20 protein-coding genes and 6 tRNA genes are annotated in these 25,899 nt (G+C 60.2%); 7 read left to right on the forward strand and 19 right to left on the reverse strand.

Annotated features, from left to right (window positions below; all coding sequences use genetic code 11):
- Positions 1-16 precede the first annotated feature (16 nt).
- The 12 genes from CK911_RS14525 to pncC form a co-directional block, all read right to left on the reverse strand.
- Positions 17-93 (reverse strand) — tRNA-Arg (locus CK911_RS14525).
- 30 nt (positions 94-123) lie between these two features.
- Positions 124-200, reverse strand: a tRNA-Arg gene (locus CK911_RS14530).
- A 30-nt stretch (positions 201-230) separates the two neighbouring features.
- Positions 231-307 (reverse strand) — tRNA-Arg (locus CK911_RS14535).
- Positions 308-337: 30 nt separating this feature from the next.
- A tRNA-Arg gene (locus tag CK911_RS14540) sits at positions 338-414 on the reverse strand.
- Between the two features lie 100 nt (positions 415-514).
- Positions 515-591 (reverse strand) — tRNA-Arg (locus tag CK911_RS14545).
- Positions 592-594: 3 nt separating this feature from the next.
- Positions 595-687, reverse strand: a tRNA-Ser gene (locus tag CK911_RS14550).
- A 213-nt stretch (positions 688-900) separates the two neighbouring features.
- Positions 901-1,089: a carbon storage regulator CsrA gene (gene csrA / locus CK911_RS14555; RefSeq protein WP_042021513.1), complete on the reverse strand. Its 189-nt coding sequence runs from the start codon at positions 1,087-1,089 to the stop codon at positions 901-903.
- A gap of 103 nt (positions 1,090-1,192) precedes the next feature.
- On the reverse strand, positions 1,193-2,431 hold the full coding sequence (locus tag CK911_RS14560) for an aspartate kinase (protein ID WP_042021511.1): 1,239 nt from the start codon (positions 2,429-2,431) through the stop codon (positions 1,193-1,195).
- Between the two features lie 16 nt (positions 2,432-2,447).
- Complete coding sequence (gene alaS, locus CK911_RS14565) at positions 2,448-5,072, reverse strand: alanine--tRNA ligase (RefSeq protein ID WP_098970826.1); 2,625 nt, start codon at positions 5,070-5,072, stop codon at positions 2,448-2,450.
- A gap of 452 nt (positions 5,073-5,524) precedes the next feature.
- Positions 5,525-6,028, reverse strand: a complete 504-nt coding sequence (locus tag CK911_RS14570) for a regulatory protein RecX (protein ID WP_098970828.1) — start codon at positions 6,026-6,028, stop codon at positions 5,525-5,527.
- Positions 6,029-6,066: 38 nt separating this feature from the next.
- Entirely contained in the window at positions 6,067-7,125 is a 1,059-nt protein-coding gene (gene recA, locus CK911_RS14575) for a recombinase RecA (protein ID WP_068978981.1), read from the reverse strand.
- 80 nt (positions 7,126-7,205) lie between these two features.
- Positions 7,206-7,697 carry a nicotinamide-nucleotide amidase gene (pncC, locus tag CK911_RS14580; protein ID WP_098970830.1) on the reverse strand — a complete coding sequence of 164 codons (492 nt, stop codon included), beginning with the start codon at positions 7,695-7,697 and terminating at the stop codon, positions 7,206-7,208.
- A 320-nt stretch (positions 7,698-8,017) separates the two neighbouring features.
- Between pncC and mutS the strand changes: the two genes are divergently transcribed.
- Entirely contained in the window at positions 8,018-10,537 is a 2,520-nt protein-coding gene (gene mutS / locus CK911_RS14585; protein ID WP_172954104.1) for a DNA mismatch repair protein MutS, read from the forward strand.
- 65 nt (positions 10,538-10,602) lie between these two features.
- Here mutS and CK911_RS14590 read toward each other — a convergent pair whose 3' ends face one another.
- The 3 genes from CK911_RS14590 to CK911_RS14600 all read right to left on the reverse strand — a co-directional run bounded on the left by CK911_RS14590 (position 10,603) and on the right by CK911_RS14600 (position 12,640).
- Positions 10,603-11,445: a transporter substrate-binding domain-containing protein gene (locus tag CK911_RS14590; RefSeq protein ID WP_253860329.1), complete on the reverse strand. Its 843-nt coding sequence runs from the start codon at positions 11,443-11,445 to the stop codon at positions 10,603-10,605.
- Between the two features lie 111 nt (positions 11,446-11,556).
- Complete coding sequence (locus tag CK911_RS14595) at positions 11,557-12,246, reverse strand: LrgB family protein (RefSeq protein WP_098970835.1); 690 nt, start codon at positions 12,244-12,246, stop codon at positions 11,557-11,559.
- On the reverse strand, positions 12,239-12,640 hold the full coding sequence (locus CK911_RS14600) for a CidA/LrgA family protein (protein ID WP_033135641.1): 402 nt from the start codon (positions 12,638-12,640) through the stop codon (positions 12,239-12,241). The genes CK911_RS14595 and CK911_RS14600 overlap by 8 nt, the downstream gene beginning before the upstream one ends.
- Positions 12,641-12,774: 134 nt before the next feature.
- Here CK911_RS14600 and CK911_RS14605 point away from each other — a divergent pair, with 134 nt between their 5' ends.
- On the forward strand, positions 12,775-13,659 hold the full coding sequence (locus CK911_RS14605) for a LysR family transcriptional regulator (protein ID WP_098970837.1): 885 nt from the start codon (positions 12,775-12,777) through the stop codon (positions 13,657-13,659).
- Here the strand turns inward: CK911_RS14605 and CK911_RS14610 are convergent.
- From CK911_RS14610 to argE, 4 genes are all read right to left on the reverse strand, one after another.
- A complete protein-coding gene (locus CK911_RS14610; protein ID WP_098970840.1) occupies positions 13,653-14,528 on the reverse strand; it encodes an ABC transporter substrate-binding protein in 876 nt (291 codons plus the stop codon). The genes CK911_RS14605 and CK911_RS14610 overlap by 7 nt on opposite strands.
- 138 nt (positions 14,529-14,666) lie before the next feature.
- The gene (ybaK, locus tag CK911_RS14615; RefSeq protein WP_005336092.1) at positions 14,667-15,131 is read right to left on the reverse strand and encodes a Cys-tRNA(Pro) deacylase; all 465 of its coding nucleotides are present in this window, start codon (positions 15,129-15,131) and stop codon (positions 14,667-14,669) included.
- Positions 15,132-15,482: 351 nt separating this feature from the next.
- Positions 15,483-18,116, reverse strand: a complete 2,634-nt coding sequence (gene ppc / locus CK911_RS14620; RefSeq protein ID WP_098970842.1) for a phosphoenolpyruvate carboxylase — start codon at positions 18,114-18,116, stop codon at positions 15,483-15,485.
- Between the two features lie 231 nt (positions 18,117-18,347).
- The gene (argE, locus tag CK911_RS14625; RefSeq protein ID WP_098970844.1) at positions 18,348-19,493 is read right to left on the reverse strand and encodes an acetylornithine deacetylase; all 1,146 of its coding nucleotides are present in this window, start codon (positions 19,491-19,493) and stop codon (positions 18,348-18,350) included.
- A gap of 282 nt (positions 19,494-19,775) precedes the next feature.
- On the opposite strand from argE, the gene argC reads away from it, so the two are divergent.
- The 5 genes from argC to argH all read left to right on the forward strand — a co-directional run bounded on the left by argC (position 19,776) and on the right by argH (position 25,843).
- A complete protein-coding gene (gene argC, locus CK911_RS14630) occupies positions 19,776-20,783 on the forward strand; it encodes an N-acetyl-gamma-glutamyl-phosphate reductase (protein ID WP_098970847.1) in 1,008 nt (335 codons plus the stop codon).
- Positions 20,784-20,807: 24 nt separating this feature from the next.
- Entirely contained in the window at positions 20,808-21,587 is a 780-nt protein-coding gene (gene argB, locus CK911_RS14635; protein WP_005336097.1) for an acetylglutamate kinase, read from the forward strand.
- A gap of 25 nt (positions 21,588-21,612) precedes the next feature.
- On the forward strand, positions 21,613-22,524 hold the full coding sequence (locus CK911_RS14640; protein ID WP_172954025.1) for an ornithine carbamoyltransferase: 912 nt from the start codon (positions 21,613-21,615) through the stop codon (positions 22,522-22,524).
- 84 nt (positions 22,525-22,608) lie between these two features.
- Positions 22,609-23,844 (forward strand): argininosuccinate synthase, encoded by a 1,236-nt coding sequence (locus tag CK911_RS14645; RefSeq protein ID WP_098970852.1) that lies wholly within the window; start codon positions 22,609-22,611, stop codon positions 23,842-23,844.
- Between the two features lie 613 nt (positions 23,845-24,457).
- Positions 24,458-25,843 (forward strand): argininosuccinate lyase, encoded by a 1,386-nt coding sequence (argH, locus tag CK911_RS14650; protein ID WP_098970854.1) that lies wholly within the window; start codon positions 24,458-24,460, stop codon positions 25,841-25,843.
- Positions 25,844-25,899: the final 56 nt, after the last annotated feature.

The following is a 25,899-nucleotide window of genomic DNA, read 5'->3' on the forward strand; positions in this document are numbered from 1 at the left end:
GTCGAGGCTGTCTATATGGTGCGCCCGGGAGGATTCGAACCTCCGACCACCTGGTTCGTAGCCAGGTACTCTATCCAGCTGAGCTACGGGCGCTCATAAACTTTTTAGTACTGCTTTCAAATATGGTGCGCCCGGGAGGATTCGAACCTCCGACCACCTGGTTCGTAGCCAGGTACTCTATCCAGCTGAGCTACGGGCGCTCACAAACTTTTTAATACTACTTTCAAAAATGGTGCGCCCGGGAGGATTCGAACCTCCGACCACCTGGTTCGTAGCCAGGTACTCTATCCAGCTGAGCTACGGGCGCTCACAAACTTTTTGATACTGCTTTCAAATATGGTGCGCCCGGGAGGATTCGAACCTCCGACCACCTGGTTCGTAGCCAGGTACTCTATCCAGCTGAGCTACGGGCGCTCTGTTTTAAAACGATAAAAAAAGCTTACTTATCAGTAAGCCTTTTTCAAAGTGCCGACTTGCTGATGGTCAACACATGACTCTTGCTTGAGTCTAAATATGGTGCGCCCGGGAGGATTCGAACCTCCGACCACCTGGTTCGTAGCCAGGTACTCTATCCAGCTGAGCTACGGGCGCAAATGGCGGAGAAGGGGGGATTCGAACCCCCGATGCGGGTATAAGCCGCATACTCCCTTAGCAGGGGAGCGCCTTCAGCCTCTCGGCCACCTCTCCGTTTGCGGGGCTGATAATACTTCACAGGGATTTTTAGTCAAACACTTTTTTGGATAAAAAAGCGCGTTCGCTCAGCATTTGGCCAAAGCGTGGAATATTCAAGCAATATCACTACTTAGGGCGCCGTTTTGCCCGTTGCAGGGCAATGTCAGCTATCAGAAAAACAAAAGGCGACACATGAGGTGTCGCCTTGTCACAGTCATCAACCGCTACTTAGAAGTTGGGTTGTGCCGGCACTTTTTCAGCCTGGATACGCTGGTAAATCTCTTCACGGTGCACAGAGACCTCTTTCGGTGCGTTGACACCGATACGGACCTGGTTACCTTTAACGCCCAATACGGTGACAGTCACTTCATCACCAATCATCAGGGTTTCCCCAACACGACGAGTCAAAATAAGCATTCGCTTGCTCCTGTATCTTGTTTTGTTTTTATATCGATATGCGACATTATCTTACAAAGATACCGATATGGTAAATGGTTGAAACTAAATCAATCAGAGATTGTTAGCCCAAAGGCTGCTCCTGCGGTGCCTGATCCAACCCGAAAGCCGCGTGCAGGGCCCGCACTGCCAGCTCCAGGTACTTCTCGTCAATCACCACAGAGATCTTGATTTCAGAGGTCGAGATCAACTGCATGTTGATCCCCTCCTCGCCCAATACCTTGAACATGGTGCGAGCAACCCCGGGGTGGTTCCACATGCCGACACCGACAATGGAGACTTTGGCTATCTCGCCATTCCCTTGGACACAGGAGGCGCCCAGCGCAGTGGCAGTCTCCTCCAGCAATGCCCGAGCACGGCGGTAGTCGTCACGATTCACCGTAAAGGTGAAGTCGGCAGTGCCATCACCCAGGGTGTTCTGCACAATCATGTCGACATCAATGTTGGCGTCGCTGATCGGATTGAGGATCTGCGCGGCAACGGTTGGTCTGTCAGGCACGCCCAGAATGGTCAGGCTGGCCTCGTTGCGGTTAAAAGCGATCCCGGATACCAGGGGAGCTTCCATCCTTTCACCTCCATATGTGATTAAGGTTCCCTCTCCAGCGATAAAGCTCGACAGCACCCGCAGCGGGACGCGGTACTTGCCCGCAAACTCCACCGAGCGGATCTGCAGCACCTTGGCCCCCAGACTGGCCATCTCCAGCATCTCCTCGAAGGTGATGGTATCGAGACGCCGGGCCTTGGGCTCGATGCGCGGATCCGTGGTGTACACCCCATCCACATCGGTAAATATCTGGCACTCATCGGCCTTGATGGCCGCCGCCACGGCAACCGCAGTGGTGTCCGAGCCACCGCGGCCCAGGGTGGTGATGGCGTTATGCTCGTCACGGCCCTGGAAACCGGCGATCACCACCACCTTGCCCGCCCCCAGCTCAGTCTGAACCCGTTCGGTGTCAATGTGGGTGATACGCGCCTTGCCATAGGCGGAATCGGTATGAATACGCACCTGATCACCGGTCATTGAGACCGCCGGGCAACCGCGCTGATTCAAGGCGATCGCCAACAGCGCTATGGTGACCTGCTCACCAGTGGAGACCAGCACATCCATCTCGCGCCGGTTGGCATCAGGGTCCAGTTGCTGGGCCATGCCCAGCAACCGGTTGGTTTCGCCCGACATGGCGGAGACGACCACCACCACATCATGTCCTTGGGCGCGGGTCTGTTGAACCCGCTCCGCTACCGCCGCGATCCGCTCGAGAGTGCCGACCGACGTGCCGCCGTACTTCTGTACATAGAGTGCCACAGATCACCTCACCTGCTTACAGGCGCTCTTCCAGCCAGGAGTGAACAGATTGCAGCGCCGCAGGCACAGCTTCCGGCAGAGTACCACCCGCCTGAGCCATGTCCGGACGGCCACCGCCCTTGCCACCCACCTGCAGGGCAACCAGATTGACCAGCTCACCAGCCTTGACCTTGCTGGTCAAATCGCTGGTGACACCGGCGATCAGGTTGACCTTACCATCGGCACAGGTTGCCAGCAGCACGACACCGGACTTCATCCGATTCTTCAACTCGTCCAGCATGCCGCGCAGGGCTTTTGGATCGGCCCCTTCCAGCGCGGCAATCAGTACTTTCTGACCGTTAATCTCGATCACCTGGCTCAGCAAGTCACTACCGGCCTGAGCGGCCAGTTTGGCCTTGAGCTGCTCCAGCTCGCGCTCCATCATCTTGGATTTATCCAACATCTGGCGCACCTTGCTGCCGATGGAGAACTGATCGCCTTTCACCAGCGCAGCAGCCTCTTCAAACTGCTCGGCCAGCTGGTGCATGAAGTCGATAGCACCCTTACCAGTAACCGCTTCGATACGGCGAATGCCTGCCGCGATACCACTCTCGGCGATAATCTTGAAGAAACCGATATCACCGGTGCGCTTGGCGTGAGTACCACCACACAGCTCGGTGGAGTAGTCGCCCATGCGCACGACACGCACGTCATCTTCGTACTTTTCACCAAACAGCGCCATGGCACCGGCAGACTTGGCCGCATCCAGATCCATCACCTGAGTGTCGATCTCATGGTTGGCACGGATCTGGGCGTTGACCAGCTCTTCGATGCGACGAATGGTCGCCATGGTCAGCCCTTCGAAGTGAGAGAAGTCAAAGCGCATACGCTCAGCCCCCACCAGAGAACCTTTCTGGGTCACGTGATCCCCCAGCGACTGACGCAGGGCGGCGTGCAACAGGTGCGTCACCGAATGGTTCAACGCCACGTCCTGACGACGAGCATCATCAACCACAGCTTCAACCTCGGCGCCCTTCTCCAGGGTGCCAAGCTCCATGTAACCCTTATGGATGATCGCCTTACCCGCCTTCAGGGTATCGGTCACGGCAAAGATGCCGTCGTCCACTTTCAGGGTGCCGCTATCGCCAACCTGACCACCGGATTCGGCGTAGAAGGGGGTCTGCTCCAGCACGATGACGGCTTCGTCACCGGCGATCAGGCCGCTCACCTCTTCGGTGCCCTTGTAGATGCCGAGCACACGGGTGCGCTCGCTCAGGTTCTGGTAACCGGTAAACGGGGTTTCGAAGTCGAGCTTGAGCATCTCGTTGTAGTTCACGCCGAAGCTGGATGCCTCTTTGGCACGAGCACGCTGCTTCTGCATCTCGACGGTGAAGCCCTCTTCATCGATGCTGATGTCGCGCTCGCGCACCACGTCAGCAGTCAGGTCGGCCGGGAAGCCGTAGGTGTCATACAGCTTGAACACCACCTCACCCGGCACGACTTTGGCGTCGCCCAGGTTGGCCAGCACATCTTCCAGCAGCAGCAGACCGCGATCCAGAGTGCGGACAAACTGCTCTTCCTCGATGCGCAGCACGCGCTCGACCAGCGGCAGCTGGGCGATCAACTCACCCGCCACATCCTTCATCTGCACCGCCAGCTCGGCAGCCAGTTTGAAGAAGAAGACGTCGGTAGCGCCCAGCTTGCGACCGTGGCGCACGGCGCGACGGATGATGCGACGCAGCACATAGCCACGACCTTCGTTGGACGGCATCACGCCATCTGCGATCAGGAAGGCACAAGAACGAATGTGGTCGGCGATGACGCGCAGAGACTGGTTGCTGAGATCAGTGGTACCGACAATCTCGGCCGCTTTCTTGATCAGCGCCTGGAAGATGTCGATTTCGTAGTTGGAGTGCACCCCCTGCATGATGGCGGAGATACGCTCCAGACCCATACCAGTATCCACGGACGGACGGGGCAGCGGCTCCATGGTGCCGTCAGCCTGACGGTTGAACTGCATGAACACCACGTTCCAGATCTCGATGAAACGGTCGCCATCCTCTTCCGGTGAGCCAGGACGGCCACCCCAGATGTGATCGCCGTGGTCATAGAAGATCTCGGTGCAAGGACCGCACGGGCCGGTATCACCCATAGCCCAGAAGTTGTCGGACGCATAAGGAGCGCCTTTGTTGTCACCGATGCGAACGATGCGATCGGCCGGTACGCCAACCTCTTTTTCCCAGATATCGAACGCTTCATCGTCAGTCGCGTAGACAGTTACCAACAGGCGCTCTTTCGGCAGCTGCAGCACTTCAGTCAGGAATGCCCAGGCAAACTTGATGGCGTCATGCTTGAAGTAATCGCCGAAGCTGAAGTTACCCAGCATTTCGAAGAAAGTGTGGTGACGGGCGGTATAGCCGACGTTTTCCAGGTCATTGTGTTTACCACCGGCACGGACACAACGCTGGGACGTGGTGGCGCGGTTGTAGGCACGCTTCTCGGCGCCAAGGAACACATCCTTGAACTGGTTCATACCCGCGTTGGTAAACAACAGAGTCGGGTCGTTATGCGGTACCAGCGAGCTGGAGGAGACAACCTGGTGTTCCTGGGAACGGAAATACTCGAGAAACGCCGCGCGTATCTCTGACGTGGACATATACATGGAAAACCCTGCTTGATTCGAATACGGACTTTTAATCGCATTAATGTAAGTTTTCTGCGGGGCAAAGTAAAACGTACCAGCCAGTCACGGGCGAAAAAGCGCGCATAAACGGATACGAAGAGAAAAGAGAGGCAAACAGCGGCTTTTTGAGCCAGAGATCAAGCCAAAAGCAGAGGAAAATAGGCGGGTGGCACGGAAGAGTCGGCCTTTTGCCATACCCGACATCCAAGCCACTGAATGGGCTGGAAAAATCCTATAGAGGCAACATAAGGGGCATCACTGCATGGTGCCAGGAAAAGGAAAGAGAGATGCCGGAACGCCGTAACCGTGACGAGCGGCACGACCTGCGGCTCTCCATCAGCGCGATGCCGAAACAGCAACACCATCCCGTGAATAGGGCGGGCACAACATCGCCTCACGACCTTGCATCACGGGACAAGGCACCGGCCCCGTTACTCTGCGGCCGACTCTTGCAGGGCTGAGATCGCATAACGCGCCTGATCCTGGGTAAAGCCACGCCCCAGCAGGTACTTGAGCCACTTCATCCGCAGCTTGAAATCCCCCAGATCAGCCACCCGGGCACGCCGTTCGAGCAGGGCAAACGCCAGTTCGAACCAGTCCAGCTCCGGCTGATCGAAGGCGGCATCGATCTGCATATCGTCGAGCCCCTTGCGACGCAGATCGAAGCGGATCTTGATGGGGCCATGCCCCTTGCCCGCACCGGCCCGCACCGCCATGCCGCCGTAACGTTCGTCGTTGACCCAGTTGTAACCGCGGCAGTAGTCGACCACCGCCGCAATCACCTCTTCCTTGAAGCCCTGCTGGCGCAGCCTGTTCGCCAGCTCAGACTCGGCGCTCTCGCGGCGGGCCAGACTGCGCATGGCAAAAGCGCGGGCGGCAGCAAACAGCTCTTCAAAGGAGAGTTCAACGGGTTCAGGGAGAGATTCATCGACCATAAATGACAAGGCCGGGTATCAACCCGGCCTCCTTTACCTTACTCGAACTCTTGTTCGCTTTCATCTTCGAGCTCTTCGTCAGCCACCACCGGCTTTTCGGCGGGAACCGCACCGGATAACAGCAGCTCACGCAAGCGCACCTCGATCTCGGCGGCCATCGTCTTGTTCTCGGCAAACAGCTTCATCACGTTGGCCTTGCCCTGACCAATTTTTTCGCCGTTGTAGCTGTACCAAGCACCGGCTTTGTCGATCAGCTTGTGCTTGACCCCCAGATCCACCAGCTCGCCCTCTTTGGAGATACCGACACCGTAGAAAATCTGGAATTCAGCCTGCTTGAAGGGCGGAGCTACCTTGTTCTTGACCACTTTGACGCGGGTCTCGTTACCGACCACTTCGTCGCCTTCCTTGATAGCGCCGATACGACGGATATCCAGACGCACGGAGGCGTAGAACTTGAGCGCGTTACCACCAGTGGTGGTCTCCGGGCTACCGAACATGACGCCGATCTTCATCCGGATCTGGTTGATGAAGATGCACAGGCAGTTGGCGTTCTTGATGTTGGCGGTCAGCTTGCGCAGCGCCTGAGACATCAGACGGGCCTGCAGGCCGACGTGGGAGTCACCCATCTCCCCTTCGATTTCCGCTTTCGGGGTCAGGGCCGCCACGGAGTCGACGATGATGACGTCAACGGCATTGGAGCGAACCAGCATGTCGCAGATTTCCAGCGCCTGTTCACCGGTATCCGGCTGGGAGATCAGCAGGTCGTCGACGTTGACGCCCAGCTTGGCAGCATAGATAGGGTCGAGGGCGTGTTCCGCATCGATAAAGGCACAGACCTTGCCTTTCTTCTGGGCTTCCGCGATCACCTGCAGAGTGAGGGTGGTTTTACCGGAAGATTCCGGGCCGTAGATCTCGACGATACGGCCACACGGCAGGCCGCCAATGCCCAGCGCCACGTCCAGCGAGAGGGAACCGGTAGAGATGGCTTCGATATCCATGGTCTTGCTGTCGCCCAGACGCATGATGGAACCTTTGCCGAACTGCTTTTCAATCTGACCCAGCGCAGCCGCCAGTGCCTTCTGTTTGTTCTGATCCATGCCAATCTCCGCTGGAAATCGTGAGTAAGAAGTGAAGTTGGGCTAAGTATACTGTCTATTCATACAGTATCAAGCCCAATTTATCTGAGCAGGGCCAACAGACCCGACAAGGCCTGTCTCACCGCCTGCTGGCGCACCTGTCGGCGATCCCCGTCGAAACGGGCGAGCAGGGAGTGGTGACGGCCGTTGCGATCGGCCCAGGCGAACCAGACAGTGCCGACCGGCTTATCCTCAGTGGCGCCACCGGGGCCGGCGATGCCGCTAATGGCAACGCTGATAGAGGCTGACGAATGAGCCAGCGCGCCGCGGGCCATCTCCAGCACCACGGCTTCGCTCACCGCGCCATGCTGTGCAAGATCCTCGCCGCTCACCCCCAGCATCTGCTGCTTGGCCTCGTTGGTGTAGGTGACAAAACCGCGATCGAACCAGCCGGAGCTGCCCGCGATGTCAGTGATGGCGCTGGCCACCCCGCCGCCAGTACAGGATTCGGCGGTCGCCGCCAACCAGCCCCGCTGACCGAGGGCCTGCCCCAGCTCGATGGCAAGCTGCTCTATCTCTGTATCCAGTTTCATCACGACTCCTGCTGATCCGCTCAAGAGGCACATTATGCGATCCCGCTACCGCCGCCCGCAACCACGGCAGACCGCGCTTGCCTGCTGCAATGGGGTGTCGCTCCGATGTCATGCCTTCAATACTGCAGAGCAGCCGCGCCCGGAACACCCGCTCCCCCGCTGCGGCGCTTATGTGTAGAATGGCGCCATCAAGCTCAAGGCTCATCACCGCAGACACTGGCCCGCAGAGGCCCCTTCTGGAACAGAACATGACCGCACAACACCAAGCCAGCGGCGCCACAGGCTCCGCTTCCGGCGCCAATCTGAGCGCCCACACGCCCATGATGCAGCAGTACCTTGGCCTCAAGGCCGAGAACCCGGAGATCCTGCTGTTCTACCGGATGGGCGACTTCTACGAGCTGTTCTATGACGATGCTCGCAAGGCCTCCCAGCTGCTCGATATCTCCCTGACCAAGCGCGGCCAGTCGGCGGGCAGCCCCATCCCGATGGCGGGGGTGCCCTATCACGCCATCGAAGGGTATCTGGCCAAGCTGGTGCAGCTCGGCGAATCTGCTGCCATCTGCGAGCAGGTGGGAGATCCCGCCACCAGCAAGGGGCCGGTGGAGCGCAAGGTGATCCGCATCATCACCCCGGGCACCGTCTCCGACGAGGCACTGCTCAGTGAGCGGCAGGACAACCTGATCGCCGCCGTCTACCACGATGGCCGCCGCTTCGGCTATGGCACCATGGACATCGGCTCCGGCCGCTTCTTCATCAACCAGTTCGACAAGGAAGAGACGTTACTGGCGGAGCTACAACGCACCAATCCGGCCGAGCTGCTCTATCCCGAATCGTTCGAGTTCCTGCACCATGTCGAGGGTCGCAGCGGCCTGCGTCGCCGCCCCGAGTGGGAGTTTGAGCTCGGCACCGCCCGCAAGCTCTTGTGCCAGCAATTCGGCACCCAGGATCTGGTGGGCTTTGGCGTCGACAAGAGCGAGACTGCCCTGTGCGCCGCCGGTTGCCTCATGCAGTACGTGAAAGACACCCAGCGCACCGCCCTGCCCCACATCCGCAGCGTGCGCCTCGAGCAACCCGATCATGCTGTCATCATGGATGCCGCCACCCGCCGCAATCTGGAGCTGACCCAGAATCTGGCCGGTGGCTATGAAAATACCCTGGCCGAGGTGCTGGATCGCACAGCTACCCCCATGGGCAGCCGCTTGCTCAAGCGCTGGATCCACCAGCCGATCCGCGATCGGGTTATCCTGAAAGGTCGCCAGAGCACCATCAAGGAGCTCATCGAGCAGAACCTCTACGACGAGCTGGGCGGTCTGCTGCGCCAAGTCGGCGATGTGGAACGGGTGCTGGCCCGTCTCGCCCTGCGTTCGGCCCGTCCGCGCGACCTGACCCGCCTGCGTCAGGCCTTCGCCCAGTTGCCCGAGTTGCAGCGCCTGCTGGCGGACAACCAACACGAAGCGGTGCAGCAGCTGGCCGAGCGCGCCAGCACCTTCCCCGAGCTGCTCGATCTGATGGAGCGTGCGGTAATGGAGGTGCCGCCGGTGCTGATCCGCGATGGCGGCGTCATCCGTGACGGCTTCAATCAGGAGCTGGACGAGCTGCGGGATCTGGCCGACGGGGCCACTGCCAGCCTCGCCCGTATCGAGGAGCGGGAAAAACTGCTGACCGGCATCAACACCCTCAAGGTGGGCTACAACCGGGTACACGGCTTCTACATCGAAGTGAGTCGCGCCAACAGCCATCTGGTGCCAGCCCACTACATCCGCCGCCAGACCCTCAAGAACAACGAACGCTACATCATCGACGAGCTGAAAAAGTACGAGGACAAGGTGCTCACCGCCCAGTCCCAGGCGCTGGCGCTGGAGAAGCGGCTCTACGAAGAGCTGCTCGACAGCCTGCTGCCTCACCTCGGCGAGCTGCAGGAATCGGCCGCCGCACTGGCGGAACTGGACGTGCTGGCCAATCTGGCGGAGCGGGCCGAGAGCCTCGACTACCGTTGCCCCACCCTGATCGATGAGGAGCAGATCCTGATCGAAGCGGGCCGCCATCCGGTCGTTGAACAGGTGATGAACGATCCCTTTATCGCCAACCCGATCAATTTGCAGCGTAGCCGCCGGATGCTGATCATCACCGGTCCCAACATGGGCGGTAAATCCACCTACATGCGCCAGACCGCGCTGATCGTGCTGCTGGCCCATATCGGCGCCTTCGTGCCCGCCGACAGCGCTCGCATCGGCCCCATCGACCGCATCTTCACCCGGATCGGGGCGTCGGACGATCTCGCCTCCGGCCGCTCCACCTTTATGGTGGAGATGACCGAGACCGCCAACATCCTCAACAACGCCACCGCCCGCAGTCTGGTGTTGATGGACGAGATTGGCCGCGGCACCAGCACCTACGACGGCCTCTCGCTGGCGTGGGCCTGCGCCGAGCAACTGGCGAGCAAGATTGGCGCCTACACCCTGTTCGCCACCCACTACTTCGAGCTGACCCGCTTGCCGGAGCTGATGGAGGGGCTGGCCAACGTCCATCTGGATGCGGTGGAGCACGGCGACACCATCGCCTTTATGCATGCGGTGCAGGAGGGGGCGGCCAGCCGTTCCTACGGTCTGCAAGTCGCCGCACTGGCGGGGGTACCGAAATCGGTGATCCAGCAGGCCCGTCACAAACTGCACGAGCTGGAAAGCGCCACCCCGGTCGCCGACGGTGAACGCCGCCCGGCCCCGGTGACCCTCGCCCCGCGACCTCATCCGGTAGTGGAAGAGCTGGCAGGGGTGCACCCGGACGAGCTGACCCCCCGTCAGGCGCTCGACCTGCTCTATCGCCTCAAGCAGATGTTGTAAGCTCTTGCCGCTACTCAGGCATGCAAAAGGGGAACCGTGAGGTTCCCCTTTCTTTGCCTGCTCGCTCAGGGCGTCGACTTGCCGAATTGCTGACGAATGGGGTCATACTGGTAGGGGGTAAGGTCAACGCCGAGGGGGGTTAATAGCGGATTTTCCAGCTCAAACAGCTGACGGGCTGGCAAATTGGCTCGCTCAAGGCCGGATCTGAAGTAACTCGCCCAGAGCTTTTGCAAAGATCCATCAAGCCAGGCTAATTGCAGCCCCTTGGTAATACGAATAACCCCCTGCTTGTTATCCTTGTTGGTGTAGAAAAGATGGGGAAAGGGGTAATGGATCAGCACCTGCTTGTCGACCCGCAGCCCAAGCTCCGGGCGCTGCTCCAGCTCGGTATACAGCTCGTTGGCGCCACGGCAAAACAGGTCTATCCGCCCGCGCGACACTAACTTGAACAACCGCTCATAACTGTCTACCTCCTGCACCTGCATACCCGCATGGCGCAAAATAAACACATCCTGCCAGCCACGTCCCTGTCCATGCTGCAGTGCTTGTAACTGCTCCAATCGGGTGATATTGGCGACCTCACGCTCCCGCTGGGGGCTGACAAAACAGATGCGATAACCCAGGATGCCAAGCTCGGCGGGGAAAGGCACATAATCAAGGAATAGCATTTCATCAGGGGTGCGCTGGCTATCAGCCGAGAAGAAGTTGGGATAAGTGCCCAGCCGGACTTCAAGACGAAGTCGAACCCGGTTCATCTGCGGGGCAGGCCGCAACTGGTAGTCACCATGGCTATCGAGGGTTTTCTCCAGCGCCAGCTGCAGCAAATCACGGTAGTAGAGTGCCCGTTTATCCTGATCACTTTCAGGGCTGGGATGAGTAAAAATAGCGGCGGCCTGCAGGGCTGGCATTGGTAACAAAACGCCACCCAACAAGCAAAATAGCAAGCGCCAGCAAGGAGTCATAAACAGTATCCATACAACCTGATGGTTTGAGTGTAGTGCGCCAGCCGCTATTGGGAATTACCAGAACACCCGCCCCAGCAGGGGCGCCAGCAGCACGGTCACCATACCAGCGATCATCATCACCATGCTGGAGACCACCCCCTCTTCGTTACCCATCTGATAGGCCTTGGCGGTACCGGCGCCGTGGGCCGAGGCACCAAACCCCGCCCCTTTGCCGAGGCGGCTGCGAATGGCCAGCACGGTGAGCACGCTCTCCCCCACTGCCATGCCGATCACTCCGGTCAGCACCACAAACAGCGCAGTGAGATCGCTCTGGCCACCGATGGCACGGGTCGCCTCCACCGCAAAGGGGGTGGTGATAGAGCGCATCGCCAGACTGCGTTGCAGCATGTCGGAGAGATCCAGCCAGCGCGCCAGCAGCACTGTGCTACCAACCGCCATGATGACCGAGGCGACCACCCCCACCGACAGCGACAGCCAGTGGCGACGAATGAGCTGGCGGTTCTCGTAGACCGGCACCGCAAAGGCCACGGTGGCCGGGCCCAACAGCCAGAGCAACCAGTGGGACTCGGCCATGTAATCCTGATAAGGGATGTGGAACAGCAACACCACCGCCACCAGCAGGGTCGGTGCCAGCAGCAGGGGCATCAGCGGCAGGATGCGCTTTTTGCCGTAGAGCCACTTGCTGGCGTAGTAGAAGATCAGGGTCAGGGCGAAACAGAGCAGCCCGAGCAGGGTATCAGACATGACGGCGACTCCGGCGGGCCAGTTTCAGTTCAAGGCGATAGACCCGATCCACCACCAGCGCTGTGGTGCCCAGCACTAGCGTGGTGCTCACCAGCAGCACCACCATGATCCGCCACCCCTCCTGCAACAGCAGATCCTGATAGTTGACCACCGCCACCACGGCAGGAACGAAGAACAGCAACATCTCCGCAAGCAGCCAGCGGGCCCCGGCACGGAACCACTCGACCTTGACCACCCCGAGCAGGATGCAGGCCAGCAGCAACAGCATGCCGGTAAGGTTGGCCGGGAGTGGCAGATGAAGGGTGCGCACCGCGGTATCGGCCAACAGCCAGATGGCTGCCAGCAACACAATCTGGAAGGGAGTCTGTAACCAGCGCAAGCAGAGGGCTTTCATGATCATCGTCTTTCTGTGAACCGGCTCACAGTATAGAGTTGAGCAAAACCTGCCAGAAATGAATTAAAATTATCGAATTCATGCCAAATAGGCATACTTAATCCCGTACCCGCCAACACGAGTCGAGAGAGTCCATGGATATTCGCGCCCTGCGCTATTTTGTCGAGCTGGTGCGAGAGCAGAGCTTTACCCGCGCCTCTGAAAAACTGTTTGTCACCCAGCCCACCATCAGCAAGATGATCCGCAATATCGAGGAGGAGCTGGGCCAACCCCTGCTCAACCGGGAGGGACGCCGCTTCACCCTGACCGACAGCGGCCAGGTGCTGTTCAACCGGGCCCAGACCATCCTGGCGGAGATGCAGCAGCTGGAGGCGGAACTGGCGGATCTGCAGAGCCTGCAACACGGTCGCCTCACCCTCGGCATTCCCCCCATGGTCGGCCACGTCTATGCGGATCTGATCCGCGCCTATCGCACCCGCTATCCCAAGGTGGAGCTGACGCTGGTGGAGTACGGCGGTCGCCGCATCGAACAGGCGGTGCTGGAGGGGGAGCTGGATCTCGCCATTACCATGCTGCCGACCAAAGAGGGGGGCGCCCTCAGCGCACTGGAGCTGGATCAATACCCGATTAGGGTGGTACTGCCGGATCAACCCCGCTGGCGCGGCGATACGCCGTTGCGACTGGAGTCCCTGCAGGAGGAGCCCTTCCTGCTCTATACCCAGGCCTTCACCCTGAGCGAGCGACTGGAGCAGGCATGTCAGAACGCGGGCTTTGTGCCGCAAGTGGCGGCGCGCAGCAGCCAGTGGGATTTTCTCACCGCCATGGTGCGCAGCGGCATGGGGATCGCCTTTTTACCGGAGCCGGTCTGCAACCGGCTGACCCCGGACGGGCTGGTACTGCGGCCGCTGGAGCCCGAACTGAGCTGGCAACTCGGGGTGATCTGGCCGAGCGAGCGCTATCTGTCGCGCACAGCCGAAGCCTGGCTGGCCCTCTGCCGCCAGCGGCAGCAGCCTCACTGATCGCCGAAGCGATCGGTTTGCGGATTGTAGAAGTAGGGGCGGTAATCGAAGCTTATTCCCTTGAGAAAGGGGTTTTCCAGCCGAATGAGGCGTCGCTCTGGCAGCTTGGCAAAGGCGATGGCCGGGCCAAAGCTCTTGCGCCACAGCGCCTGGAGCGAGCCATCCTGCCACGCCAACTGCAACCCCTGCTCGACCCGCTTGAGCGCCTCGCGATTGTTGGGGTTGGTGTAGAAGACCCGCGGTAAGGGGTAGTAGAGCATCAGGGCATCATCGACCTTGAGCCCCTCAATCTCCTGATGAGTGAGCTGCTCGCTGCGCAGCTCGCTCACCCCGCGACAGAAGAGATCGAAACGGCCACGCGCCACCATCTTGAACAGCAGCTCATATCCCTCGATATCCACCACTTCGAGCCCGGCGTGACGCAAGATATCCACATCCAGCCACCCCCTACCCTGACCGAAGGTAAACTGACGCAGCCCCTTGAGGTCGGTCACCCTGGCCACTGCCGCCTGTTGCTGCGGGCTGACAAAACAGATCCGGTAACTGACGATGCCCAGATGGATGGGAAAGCGGACATAGGCCAACCCCAACCGCTCGCGGGTCCGGCTGTAGCTGTCCATCACAAAGAAGTTGGGAAAACTGTCGAGCTGCAGGCTGAGCCGCTCGCGCGCCTTGGTCATGGGCGGCGCAGGCTCCAGCAGATAGTCACCAAACTGATCGCGGGTCTTGTCGAGGGCGAGGCGCAGCAACTCCCGGTCATAGGTGGTACGCGGGTCCCGCTCGCTCTCCGGGCTGACATAGGTGTAACGGGTTGCGGCCAGCAAAACAGAAGGGAACAATAAGAAGAGGCAGAACAGCAGTCGCGACATGTTGGTCAAGCTCACACAACAAGGTCTATCCAGTATAGACCTGCCGGTATCCCCTTGAACACAGTACGATAATGGCAGGGATCAGAGCCTGAGCAGTAGCGTGGCTCTGCTCATGACTCCTCTTACTGCTCGCCCATCTCACTCTTCACCGATAGGGGCGGCGATCCACTTCATCAGCGTCAGCATATCCTGCGGCGCCACCCCGACCGAGAGGCCGCGCTTGCCGCCGCTCACCAGGATCTCGTCAAACTGCAGCGCCGACTCATCGAGTACGGTGGGCAGCAATTTCTTCTGGGCCAGCGGGCTGATGCCACCCACCTTGTAACCGGTCAGCTTCTCCGCTTCCGCCGGTTTCATCATCTCCACCTTCTTGAGACCGGTCGCCTTGGCCAGCTGTTTCAGACTGCACATGCCGGATGAGGGAACGATGGCCACCACCGCCTGCTTGTCGTGATGGGCGACCAGAGTCTTGAACACCTGCGCCTCCGGCAGCCCGAGCTGGGTCGCGGCATGCTTGCCAAAATCGTCGTGAGCTTCGCACTCGTAGGGGTAGAGCTTGTGGGGGATCTTGAGCTTCTTCAGCAGGTTGATGGCTGGAGTCATAATGGTTGCCTTGAATTGAATCGCATAAAAACAAGGCCAAACAGTCTGCACCTGCGTGGCGGGGGATGCAAGCCGGAGGGGCAATCTGTACTCATCACCGGTAATACGTAGGGTGCAATGAACAAGGTGAATTGCACCGCTCGCCGTATTAAACACAGGACGAGATCAGGCAAAAACCATTTTCGAGTGGTGCAATGCGCTGCGCTTATTGCACCCTACAAAATACAACCTCATATCGGGACGAGGTTCCCATCTGTCCGAATTATGCCGAACAACACAAAACAAAGGGCGCCTTGTCGGCGCCCTTTGGCTTGATGGATATCGCTGAAACCTGCTGGCTTGGGCTGGCGATCAACCGGTGTTGCGCATACCTGCTGCAATGCCGGCGATGGTGACCATCAGCGCCTTGTCCAGCTCGGGGTGCAGGGTCTCCGATTGGTTACGGGAGCGGTTGAGCAGCTCAGCCTGCAGCACGTTGAGCGGGTCGGTGTAGGGGTTGCGCAGCTTGATGGACTCCTTGATCCACGGCTGATCTTCCAGCAGATCCCCGCGCGGGCTCAGTTTCAGCACCACTTCGATGGAGTCGGCGAGCTCCTGGCGCAGCTGTTTACCCAAGCCCCACAGCTCCTGCGGCACCAGACGGGTGTCGTAGTACTCGGCGAGCCAAGCGTCCGCTTTGAGGAACACCATCTCCAGCATCTCAAGGCGAGTGCGGAAGAAGGGCCACTGGGCACTCATCTCTTCCAGCACCGCCAGCTTGTCACCGTCGATGGCCTGTTGCAGCGCCTTGTGGGCACCGAGCCAGGCTGGCAGCATCAGGCGGTTTTGGGTCCAGGCGAAGATCCATGGAATGGCGCGCAGGCTCTCGACACCACCGTTGGGTTTGCGCTTGGAGGGACGGGAACCGAGCGGCAGCTTGCCAAGCTCCATCTCCGGGGTGGCGGCACGGAAGTAAGGGACGAAGTCCGGATGACCGCGCACGATACTGCGGTAGTGCTCGCAGGAGTCGGCGGCCAGCTGTTCCATCACCTCGCGCCAGCACTCTTTCGGCTTGGGCGGCGGCAAAAGGTTCCCTTCCAGCACGGCGCTGGTGTAGAGCTCCAGGCTCTTGATCGCCACTTTCGGCAGGCCGAACTTGAAGCGGATCATCTCCCCCTGTTCGGTGGTACGCAGACCACCGCGCAGGGATCCCGGCGGCTGGGAGAGGATGGCCTGATGGGCAGGCGCACCACCACGACCGACGGTACCGCCACGGCCATGGAACAGGGTGAGGCGGATATTGTTGGCTTCGGCCAGCCCCACCAAGGATTCCATGGCGGCGTACTGGGCCCAGCCAGCGGCCATCATGCCCGCATCCTTGGCGGAGTCGGAGTAGCCGATCATCACGTACTGGCGGCCCTGAATGTAACCGCGATACCAGTCCACCGAGAGCAGGCGCTCCATCACGGCGGTGCCTGCCATCAGGTCATCCTGAGTTTCAAACAGCGGGGCGACCGGCATGCGGAACTTGCAGCCCGCCTCTTTGAGCAGCAGTTGCACCGACAGCACGTCGGACGGCGCACCGGCCATGGAGATGATGTAGATACCAAAGGCATCGGGGTCGTACTGGGCGATGACCCGGCAGGTATCCAGGGTCTCGCGTACCTCGGCGCTCGGCTCCCAGTCGTGGGGAATAAGCGGACGGCGGGAGTTGAGCTCATTGAGCAGGAAGGCCTGCTTGTCATCTTCGCTCCACTCGGCGTAGTCACCCATGCCCAGATAGCGGGTCAGCTCGGAGAAGACCAGCCCGTGGCGCTCGCCATCCTGACGGATATCGAGCTTGACCAGATGGATGCCGAAACAGGCGACCTTGCGCAGCACGTCCAGCAGCATGCCGTCGGCGATGTTGCCCATGCCGCAGGCATGCAATGAGTGGTAGCAGAGCTCCAGCGGCTCGCGCAGCTGGGCGGTGGTCTTGACCAGATCCTGGCTCTCGCTCACCTGACCCTGCACCTTGGCGGTGAGGTGCTCTTTGGTTTCGCGCAGCGCTTCACGCAGCTCGCGCACCAGCGCACGGTAGGGCTCGGGGTGATCGCCAACCCGGGCGCGCACGGCGTCGGTACAGTCGGACATGGAGAGCTCGGAGGTGAGCTCCTTGATGTCTTTGTAGAACAGGCTCACCGCCATCCAGCGGCCCAGCTCCAGCACTTCGGCAGTCACCTTGGCGGTGACGAAGGGGTTGCCGTCGCGGTCACCGCCCATCCAGGAGGTGAACTTGACCGGCGCGGCATCCAGCGGCAACCGCACACCCAGATGGTGTTGCAGACGCTCGTCCAGATTGCGCATGAATTCGGGGATGGCCGGCCACAGGCTGTTCTCCACCACAGCGAAGCCCCACTTGGCCTCGTCCACCGGAGTCGGGCGCTGTTCGCGGATCTCGTTGGTGTGCCACGCCTGATTGATCAGCTGCTCGATGCGATTGAGGATCTTGTCCCGCTCGCGGGGCAGCAGGTCAGAGAGCTCCAGCGCCTCGAGGCAGTCGTTGAGCTGCACGTGCTTGTGGATCAGGGTGCGACGGGTCACCTCGGTGGGGTGAGCGGTCAGCACCAGATCGATATCCAGCTCGCGCACGGCCGCAATGATGGCCTCTTGCGACAGGTTGGAGGCTTTCAGTTTGTCGAACATCTGCTCCAGCGGATCCGGGGTGCAGACCTGCTCTTCGCAACGACGGGAGATGGTGTGGAACTGTTCCGCCACGTTGGCCAGATTGAGGAACTGGCTGAAGGCGCGGGCCACCGGCAGCAGCTCGCTATCACTCAGGGTACGCAGGGTATCGAGCAGACGTTCCCGGTCTGATTCATTGCCCTTGCGGGAGGACTTGGCCAATTGGCGAATGGTTTCGATCTTGTCGAGAAAGGCCTGACCCTGATGATCCTTGATGGATTTACCCAGCAGCTGACCCAGCATACCTACGTTGGCGCGTAGTGCGGCGTACTTTTCGTTCATTCCACATCCTTATCTTGTTGGTGCCTGACACCCATCCGGGGTGCAAGACGACCTCACTTATTGTTGTGCGATTACAACATATGCTCCGTCATCTTAGGGTGACAATCTACCCAGATTGTCTGCGCAAGGTCAAATAACAGGCCGATTCAGAACATGTATTTCCATCACCACTCCACAACCGGCTTGTTATGTAACTTACTTACAGTTTTTACGCCCCTTTCATCGCCGCCGCTACAGGCAAAAACGTCTGATCAGGTGCTGCAACACTGAGGTGGTCGGCTTGACGAACGAGAGGTCCAGATACTCATCCGGCTGGTGCGCTTGGGTGATATGACCGGGGCCCATCACTATGGTCTGGCAGCCAAGCTGCTGGATAAACGGCGCCTCGGTGCAGTAGTTGACCGACTCGGCGGCGCGGCCGCTCGCCTTCTCAGCTTCGCGCACCAGCACAGAGTCGTCCGCGCAGGCGTAGGCGGGAATGGGTTCATGCAGATGTTGCAGATGCAGGCAGCCCGGCTGATGGATCTCGATGGGCGACAGCGCCTCTTTCAGCATCCCCATCAACTCGTCCGGCCCCACCTGCGGGGTGGGTCGCAGGTCGATATGCAGCTCGCAGCAGCCGCAGATGCGGTTTGGGCTGTCGCCGCCCTGAATGTAACCCAGGTTCAGGGTCGGCTGCGGCACGGCAAAGCGGTGGTCGGCGTAGCGCTCTTTCAGATCCTGCTGCAAACGCAGCACCTGTCCCATCGCCTTGTGCATGATCTCCATGGCGTTGACGCCATTGGCGGGATCCGAGCTGTGGCCGCTCTTGCCGGTAATGCGGATCGCCTCCGACATGTGCCCCTTGTGGGCCACCACCGGCACCAGCCCAGTCGGCTCGCCAATCACCGCGTAGTCGGGTTTCAGCTCGGCCGCCGCAGCGATGGCGCGGGCCCCCGCCATGGTGGTCTCTTCGTCGGCGGTAGCGAGAATGCGCAGCGGCTTGCTGAGCTTGGTGAGGTCAATCTCTTTCAGTGCTTCGACGATAAAGGCGAAGAAGCCCTTCATATCGATGGTGCCGAGGCCATAGAGACGGTTGCCCTCTTCGGTCACCTGGAAGGGATCCTTGCTCCAGCCCCCCTCATCGAACGGCACCGTATCGGTGTGGCCCGCCAGCAGCAAACCGCCCTCCCCCTGACCGATCGTCGCCACCAGATTGAACTTGCCCGGCAGATCAGGCAGCGCCGTCACCTCGCACTGAAAACCGAGCTGACCGAACCAGTCGGCCAGCAGCCGGATCACCGCCTCGTTGCTCTGGTCCCACTTGGGATCCGTGCTGCTGATAGAGGGAATCGCAATAATATTCTTATAAAGTGAAAAAAAATCCAGATTGGCCATCAGCTCCTCCTTGCGTCCCCGGAATGTTTCTGTTAGAAAATACAAATGCAAAGTGAGTGCATGAATATTCTGTAATTTTACCTGAATATCTGGCTCATCAACAAAGGCTTCTAGTTGTAAGGGAAAGTTAATGTTCTGTCACCTGATCTATAACCGACGACACACACCCGCCTGAATCGCCCCTCCGCACTTGTTTTATCAAGACGGTGCACCGGGGTGAATGAACCCCATGCACTGCAGCGTCATGCTGTGAATCTCGAACTCTGACTTGGAATATTCAACATGCTTAACACCGTTATCGTCGGTGCCAGTGGCTACGCGGGAGCCGAACTGGCCGCACTGGTACAGAACCACCCACAACTCAAACTGTTCGGCCTCTATGTCTCCGCCGGCAGTCAGGATGCCCACAAGCGCTTCTCTTCCCTGCATCCACAGTGGGTCGGTGCCCTCGATCAGCCGCTGCTGCCGCTGGACGAGGATGGCATGACCCGGATCCTGACCCAGGCCGATCTGGTGCTGCTGGCCACCGCCCACGAGGTGAGCGCCGAGCTGGCACCCAAGTTTCTCGCCAAGGGGCTGCCGGTGTTCGATCTCTCCGGCGCCTTTCGGGTCAAGAATCAGGGCTTTTACGACAGCTTCTACGGTTTTACCCACGACAGCGAGCAGTGGCTGGATCAGGCCGTCTATGGTCTGGCCGAGTGGAACGCCGATGCCATCGCCAGCGCCCAGCTTATCGCCGTGCCCGGTTGCTACCCGACCGCCTCCCTCTGCGCTCTCAAGCCGCTGCAGCAGGATGGCCTGATTGCCAAGGGGTGGCAGCCGATCATCAACGCCGTCTCCGGGGTCTCCGGCGCCGGTCGCAAGGCAGCCATCAACACCAGCTTCTGCGAAGTGAGCCTCAACCCTTACGGCACCTTCAACCACAGACACCAGCCGGAGATCAGCCACCACCTCGGCAAGGAGGTGCTGTTCCAGCCCCACCTTGGCAACTATGTGCGCGGCATCCTGGCCACCATCTATGTGCAGCTGGCGGACGGCGTGACCCCCACCCAGGTGGATCAGGCCTTCCTCAAGGCTTACGAAGGCAAGCCGCTGGTGCGCCTCACCGGCCAGATGCCCTCCATCCGCGGCGTGGCAAACACCCCTTACTGCGATATTGCCTGGCAACAGCAGGGCAACATGCTGGTGGTGGTCTCTGCCATCGACAATCTGCTCAAGGGCGCCGCCTCGCAAGCCATGCAGTGCATAAATATCAAATTTGGTTTTGAACCGGCCACCGGCCTGATTTAAGGACTTAAGGAAGGATTGAGAGATATGGACAAACAGACTCTGGTAATCAAGCTGGGCGGCGCCCTTATCGAGAACGACGAGGCGCTGACCGCCCTGTTCGCCACCCTCAAAACCTTTCTCGACGATCAGCACCGTCCGCTGGTGCTGGTGCACGGCGGTGGCTGTCTGGTGGATGACCTGCTCAAGGGGCTGGGTCTCACCTCCACCAAGAAAAATGGCCTGCGGGTGACCCCGTTCGAGCAGATCCCCTTTATTGCCGGGGCGCTGGCGGGCACTGCCAACAAGCAGATGATGGCCAAGGCGATTGCCACCGGCATTCCGGCGGTGGGGCTCTGTCTGGCAGATGGCGGCCTGTGTCAGGTGACCCAGCTCGACCCGGATCTCGGTGCCGTTGGCGAGTGCAAACCGGGCAACCCGGCGCTGGTGGCGGGGATCCTCGGTCAGGGCTTCCTGCCGGTGGTGAGCTCCATCGGCATCACCGCCGAGGGGCAACTGATGAACGTCAACGCGGATCAGGCGGCCACCGCCATTGCCGAGGCGCTCGGTGCCGATCTGGTGATGCTCTCCGACGTGAGCGGCATCCTCGATGGCAAGGGCAAGCTGGTGCCCCAGCTCGACAAGCTGACCGCACTGGATCTGATGGAGAAAGGGGTGATCCGCGATGGCATGGCGGTCAAGGTAGAAGCGGCCCTGCACGCTGCAGAGACACTCGGCAAGCCGGTCTGTGTCGCCAGCTGGCGCTACCCGGATCAGCTGCTCAAGCTGCTGGCTGGCGGCGCGGTCGGCACCCAAGTGGCTATTTGATCTCCACCGGAACAAGGAACATCCGATGCAACATCTTCTGAAAGACAGTGATCTGAACAAAGCCCAGATTGAAGCGTTGATTGCGCTGGGCAAAGCGGTCAAGGCCGACCCGAAGAAGTACAGCCAGGCGCTGGCAGGCAAGAGCGTGGTCACCCTGTTCGAGAAACCCTCCCTGCGCACCCGGGTCACCTTCGACATCGGCATCGCCAGGCTGGGCGGCCACAGCGTCTATCTGGATCAACAGAACGGCGCGCTGGGCAAACGGGAGTCGGTGAAGGATTTCGCCGCCAACCTGTCGCGCTGGTGTGATGCTATCGTCGCCCGGGTGTTCGACCACCAGACCTTGGTCGCACTGGCAGAGCACGGCTCTGTGCCGGTAGTGAACAGCCTGTGCAACCTCTACCACCCCTGTCAGGGGCTGGCCGACTTTATGACCATTGCCGAGCACTACGACGACCTGTCGAAGGTGAAACTCGCCTACCTCGGTGATGGCAACAACGTCAGCCACTCTCTGCTGCTGCTGGGGGCGACTCTGGGCACCGATGTGACTCTCATCTGCCCTAAAGGCCACGGCCCGGATACCCAGATCTTCCTGCAGGCGCAGGCTCTGGCGGCTAAGTCAGGGGCGACCATCCACATCAGCGACGACGTGGCGGATATCGAAGGGTTCGACGTGGCCTACACCGATACCTGGGTCTCCATGGGCGACAGCACCCCGATGGAGCAGGTTACCGAGCTCTTTATGCCTTACCAGATCAATCAGGCCCTGCTCGACCGCACCGGCATTGCGCACGTGCTGCACTGCCAACCGGCTCACCGGGAGCTGGAGATCACCTCGCAGGTGATGGATGGCCCCGCCTCCCTCATCATGGACGAGGCCGAAAACCGGATGCATATCCAGAACGCCGTGTTGCTGACCCTGTTTGGACATAAATAGTCTGGGTGGCAAGTAACGCGGCACTCAACCTGAATCACGACCCTTTTATTGAATCATCATCGAATCATCACGGAGAGAAGTAACATGAGCGGAATCAACAAGATCGTACTGGCTTACTCGGGTGGACTGGATACCTCGGCCATCATTCCCTGGCTGAAAGAGCACTATGACGCCGAAATCATTGCCTTCGTCGCCGACGTCGGTCAGGAGCGTGACGATCTGGAAGGGATCGAGCAGAAAGCGATCGCCTCCGGCGCCACCAAGTGCATCGTCCAAGACCTGCGCGAAGAGTTCGTCAAAGAGTACGTCTACCCGACCCTGAAGACCGGCGCCGTCTACGAAGGCACCTATCTGCTGGGCACCTCCATGGCCCGCCCGATCATCGCCAAGGCGATGGTAGAAGCAGCACTGGCGGAAGGGGCCGATGCCATCTCCCACGGCTGTACCGGCAAGGGTAACGATCAGGTGCGTTTCGAAGGGGCCGTCGCCGCACTGGCGCCCCAGCTGAAAGTGATCGCCCCGTGGCGGATCTGGGACATGCGCTCCCGGGAAGATCTGCTCTCCTATCTGGAGACCCGCGGCATCCCCTGCAAGGCAACCTTGAAGAAGATCTACAGCCGCGATGCCAACGCCTGGCACATCTCCACCGAAGGTGGCGAGCTTGAGAGCACCTGGAACGAGCCGTCCGAAGCGGTCTGGCAGTGGACCGTACCGGCCGAGCAGGCACCGGATCAACCGGAGTACGTCAAGCTGACCGTGGCGCAGGGTGAAGTGGTGGCCGTTGATGACCAGCCGCTCAGCCCGCACCAGATCCTGATGACCCTGAACGAGCGTGCTGGCAAGCACGGCGTAGGCCGCATCGACATCACCGAAAACCGCATGGTAGGGATGAAGTCCCGTGGTTGCTACGAAACCCCGGGCGGTACCGTGATGGTCGCCGCGCTGCGCGCCGTGGAAGAGCTGGTTCTGGATCGCCCGACCCGCGCCTGGCGGGAAAAGCTGGGTGCTGAGTTCTCCCATCTGGTCTATGACGGTCGCTGGTTCACTCCGCTGTGCAAGGCGATCCTCGCCTCTGCCAACGCCATCGCCGAAGATCTCGACGGTGAAGTCATTCTGAAGATGTACAAGGGTCAGGTCACTGCGGTGCAGAAGAAGTCACCGAACAGCCTCTACTCCGAAGACTTCGCTACCTTCGGCGCCGACGAAGTGTATGACCAGAGCCATGCCGAAGGCTTTATCCGTCTCTACACCCTGGCCAGCCGGATCCGTGCCATGAAGGAGCAGCATCAGGCCATCGGCGGCGACCACACCCACGGCTAACCCTCGAGGTTTCAAGCCGCAGAAACCGGTGAGGGGGCTTGGCCCCCTCACTTATAAGCGGCAACCTGATTCCCTCGTCTGTAAGCGGGGGAAGGATAACCGATGAGCTGTGACAAGAGCGGCAGCGCCCGGGCCGCTTCTGTGAGATAACGGGGGCGGTTTGAATCAGATGCTGAAATATTTATCTCCCTTCTCCCGCTTACTTGAAAAACAAGGGGAGAAGGGTCGGGAATGAGGGGAGGAAAATGCTTAGTAATCCCCTCACCCTAACCCTCTCCCTGAGGGAGAGGGAACCGATAGGGATTAGATGTAACAACGGCTGGCTAACCATTTAGCGCTGACAGGTTATCCCGCATGGTTCGACAGAACAGCGTTCCGCTCCCTTCTCCCCTTGCGGGAGAAGGGTTGGGGATGAGGGGGAATTGCCCTCTTCCGGAGGGAGAGGGGATCGGTTCGCAGTTGCTGGATGTGACGTGTTCAACGGCAACAGCATCCCTCACCACCGCACGGTTATGCAGAAAAATACAGGGCAAGATTTCTGCGCGCAGGCCAAGGGGCCGCGCGAGTACGGCAGGCGCAAACGCCTACCGACAACGCATTCAAGGAGAGCAGTATGGCACTTTGGGGTGGACGCTTCAGTCAAGGAGCCGATAGCCGGTTCAAGCAGTTCAACGATTCGCTGCGGTTCGATTACCGCTTGGCGGAGCAGGATATTCAGGGCTCCATGGCCTGGGCCAAGGCGCTGGTGAAAGTGGGCGTGTTGACCGCCGACGAGCAGGGCAAACTGCAACAGGCGATGGAGGTACTGCTCGCCTCGGTACAGCAGGATCCCCAGCAGATCCTCAATTCGGACGCCGAAGATATCCACTCCTGGGTCGAGAGCCAGCTCATAGCCGCCGCCGGCGATCTCGGCAAGAAGCTGCACACCGGTCGCTCGCGCAACGATCAGGTCGCCACCGACCTGAAACTCTGGTGCAAGGCACAGGGCGAGCTGTTGCTCGGCTCCATCACTGCCCTGCAGCAGGGGCTGGTCGCCTCCGCCCGTGCCAATCAGGCTGCGGTGCTGCCCGGTTACACCCACCTGCAGCGCGCCCAACCGGTCACCTTCGCCCACTGGGCGCTGGCCTATGTGGAGATGCTGGAGCGGGACTACTCCCGTCTGCAGGATACTCTGAAACGGCTCGATACCAGCCCGCTCGGCTGCGGCGCGTTGGCGGGCACAGCCTACGCCATCGACCGTGAAGCACTGGCGCTCGACATGGGCTTTAGCGGCGCCACCCGCAACAGTCTGGATTCAGTCTCCGATCGGGATCACGTGGTGGAGCTGATGCATGTGGCGTCCCTCTCCATGACCCACCTGTCGCGCTTTGCCGAAGACCTTATCTTCTACAACACCGGCGAAGCGGGCTTTGTTGAACTCTCCGATGCGGTCACCTCGGGTTCCTCCCTGATGCCGCAGAAGAAAAACCCCGATGCGCTGGAGCTGATCCGCGGCAAGACCGGCCGGGTGGTGGGCGCCCAGATGGGCATGCTGATGAGCCTCAAGGCGCTGCCGCTGGCCTACAACAAGGACATGCAGGAAGACAAAGAGGGGCTGTTCGATGCCCTCGACACCTGGCACGACTGCCTCGATATGGCGGCGCTGGTGCTGATCGATCTGAAGGTGAATGGTGAGCGCACCATGGCGGCGGCGCAGGGCGGCTACGCCAACGCCACCGAGCTGGCGGACTATCTGGTGGCCAAAGGGATACCCTTCCGCGAGGCGCACCATATCGTTGGCGAGGTTGTGGTCTATGCCATTGGCGCGAAGAAGCCGCTGGAAGATCTCTCGCTGCCCGAGTTCCAGCGCTTTAGCCCGGTGATTGGTGCAGACGTCTACCCCAATCTGGAGCTGGAAGCGACCCTAGCCAAGCGGGTTGCCAAAGGCGGCGTCGCCCGCGAGCAGGTAGAGGTAGCCCTGACCGCCGCCGAGCAATGGCTGGCAAAACGGGCGGGTTAATTCGCGGGACCTGTCACTCGAAATAGAAAGCAAAACGGCAACCGAGGTTGCCGTTT

Source organism: Aeromonas sp. CU5 (genome assembly GCF_002586745.1).
In the GTDB taxonomy this organism is placed as follows: domain Bacteria; phylum Pseudomonadota; class Gammaproteobacteria; order Enterobacterales; family Aeromonadaceae; genus Aeromonas; species Aeromonas sobria.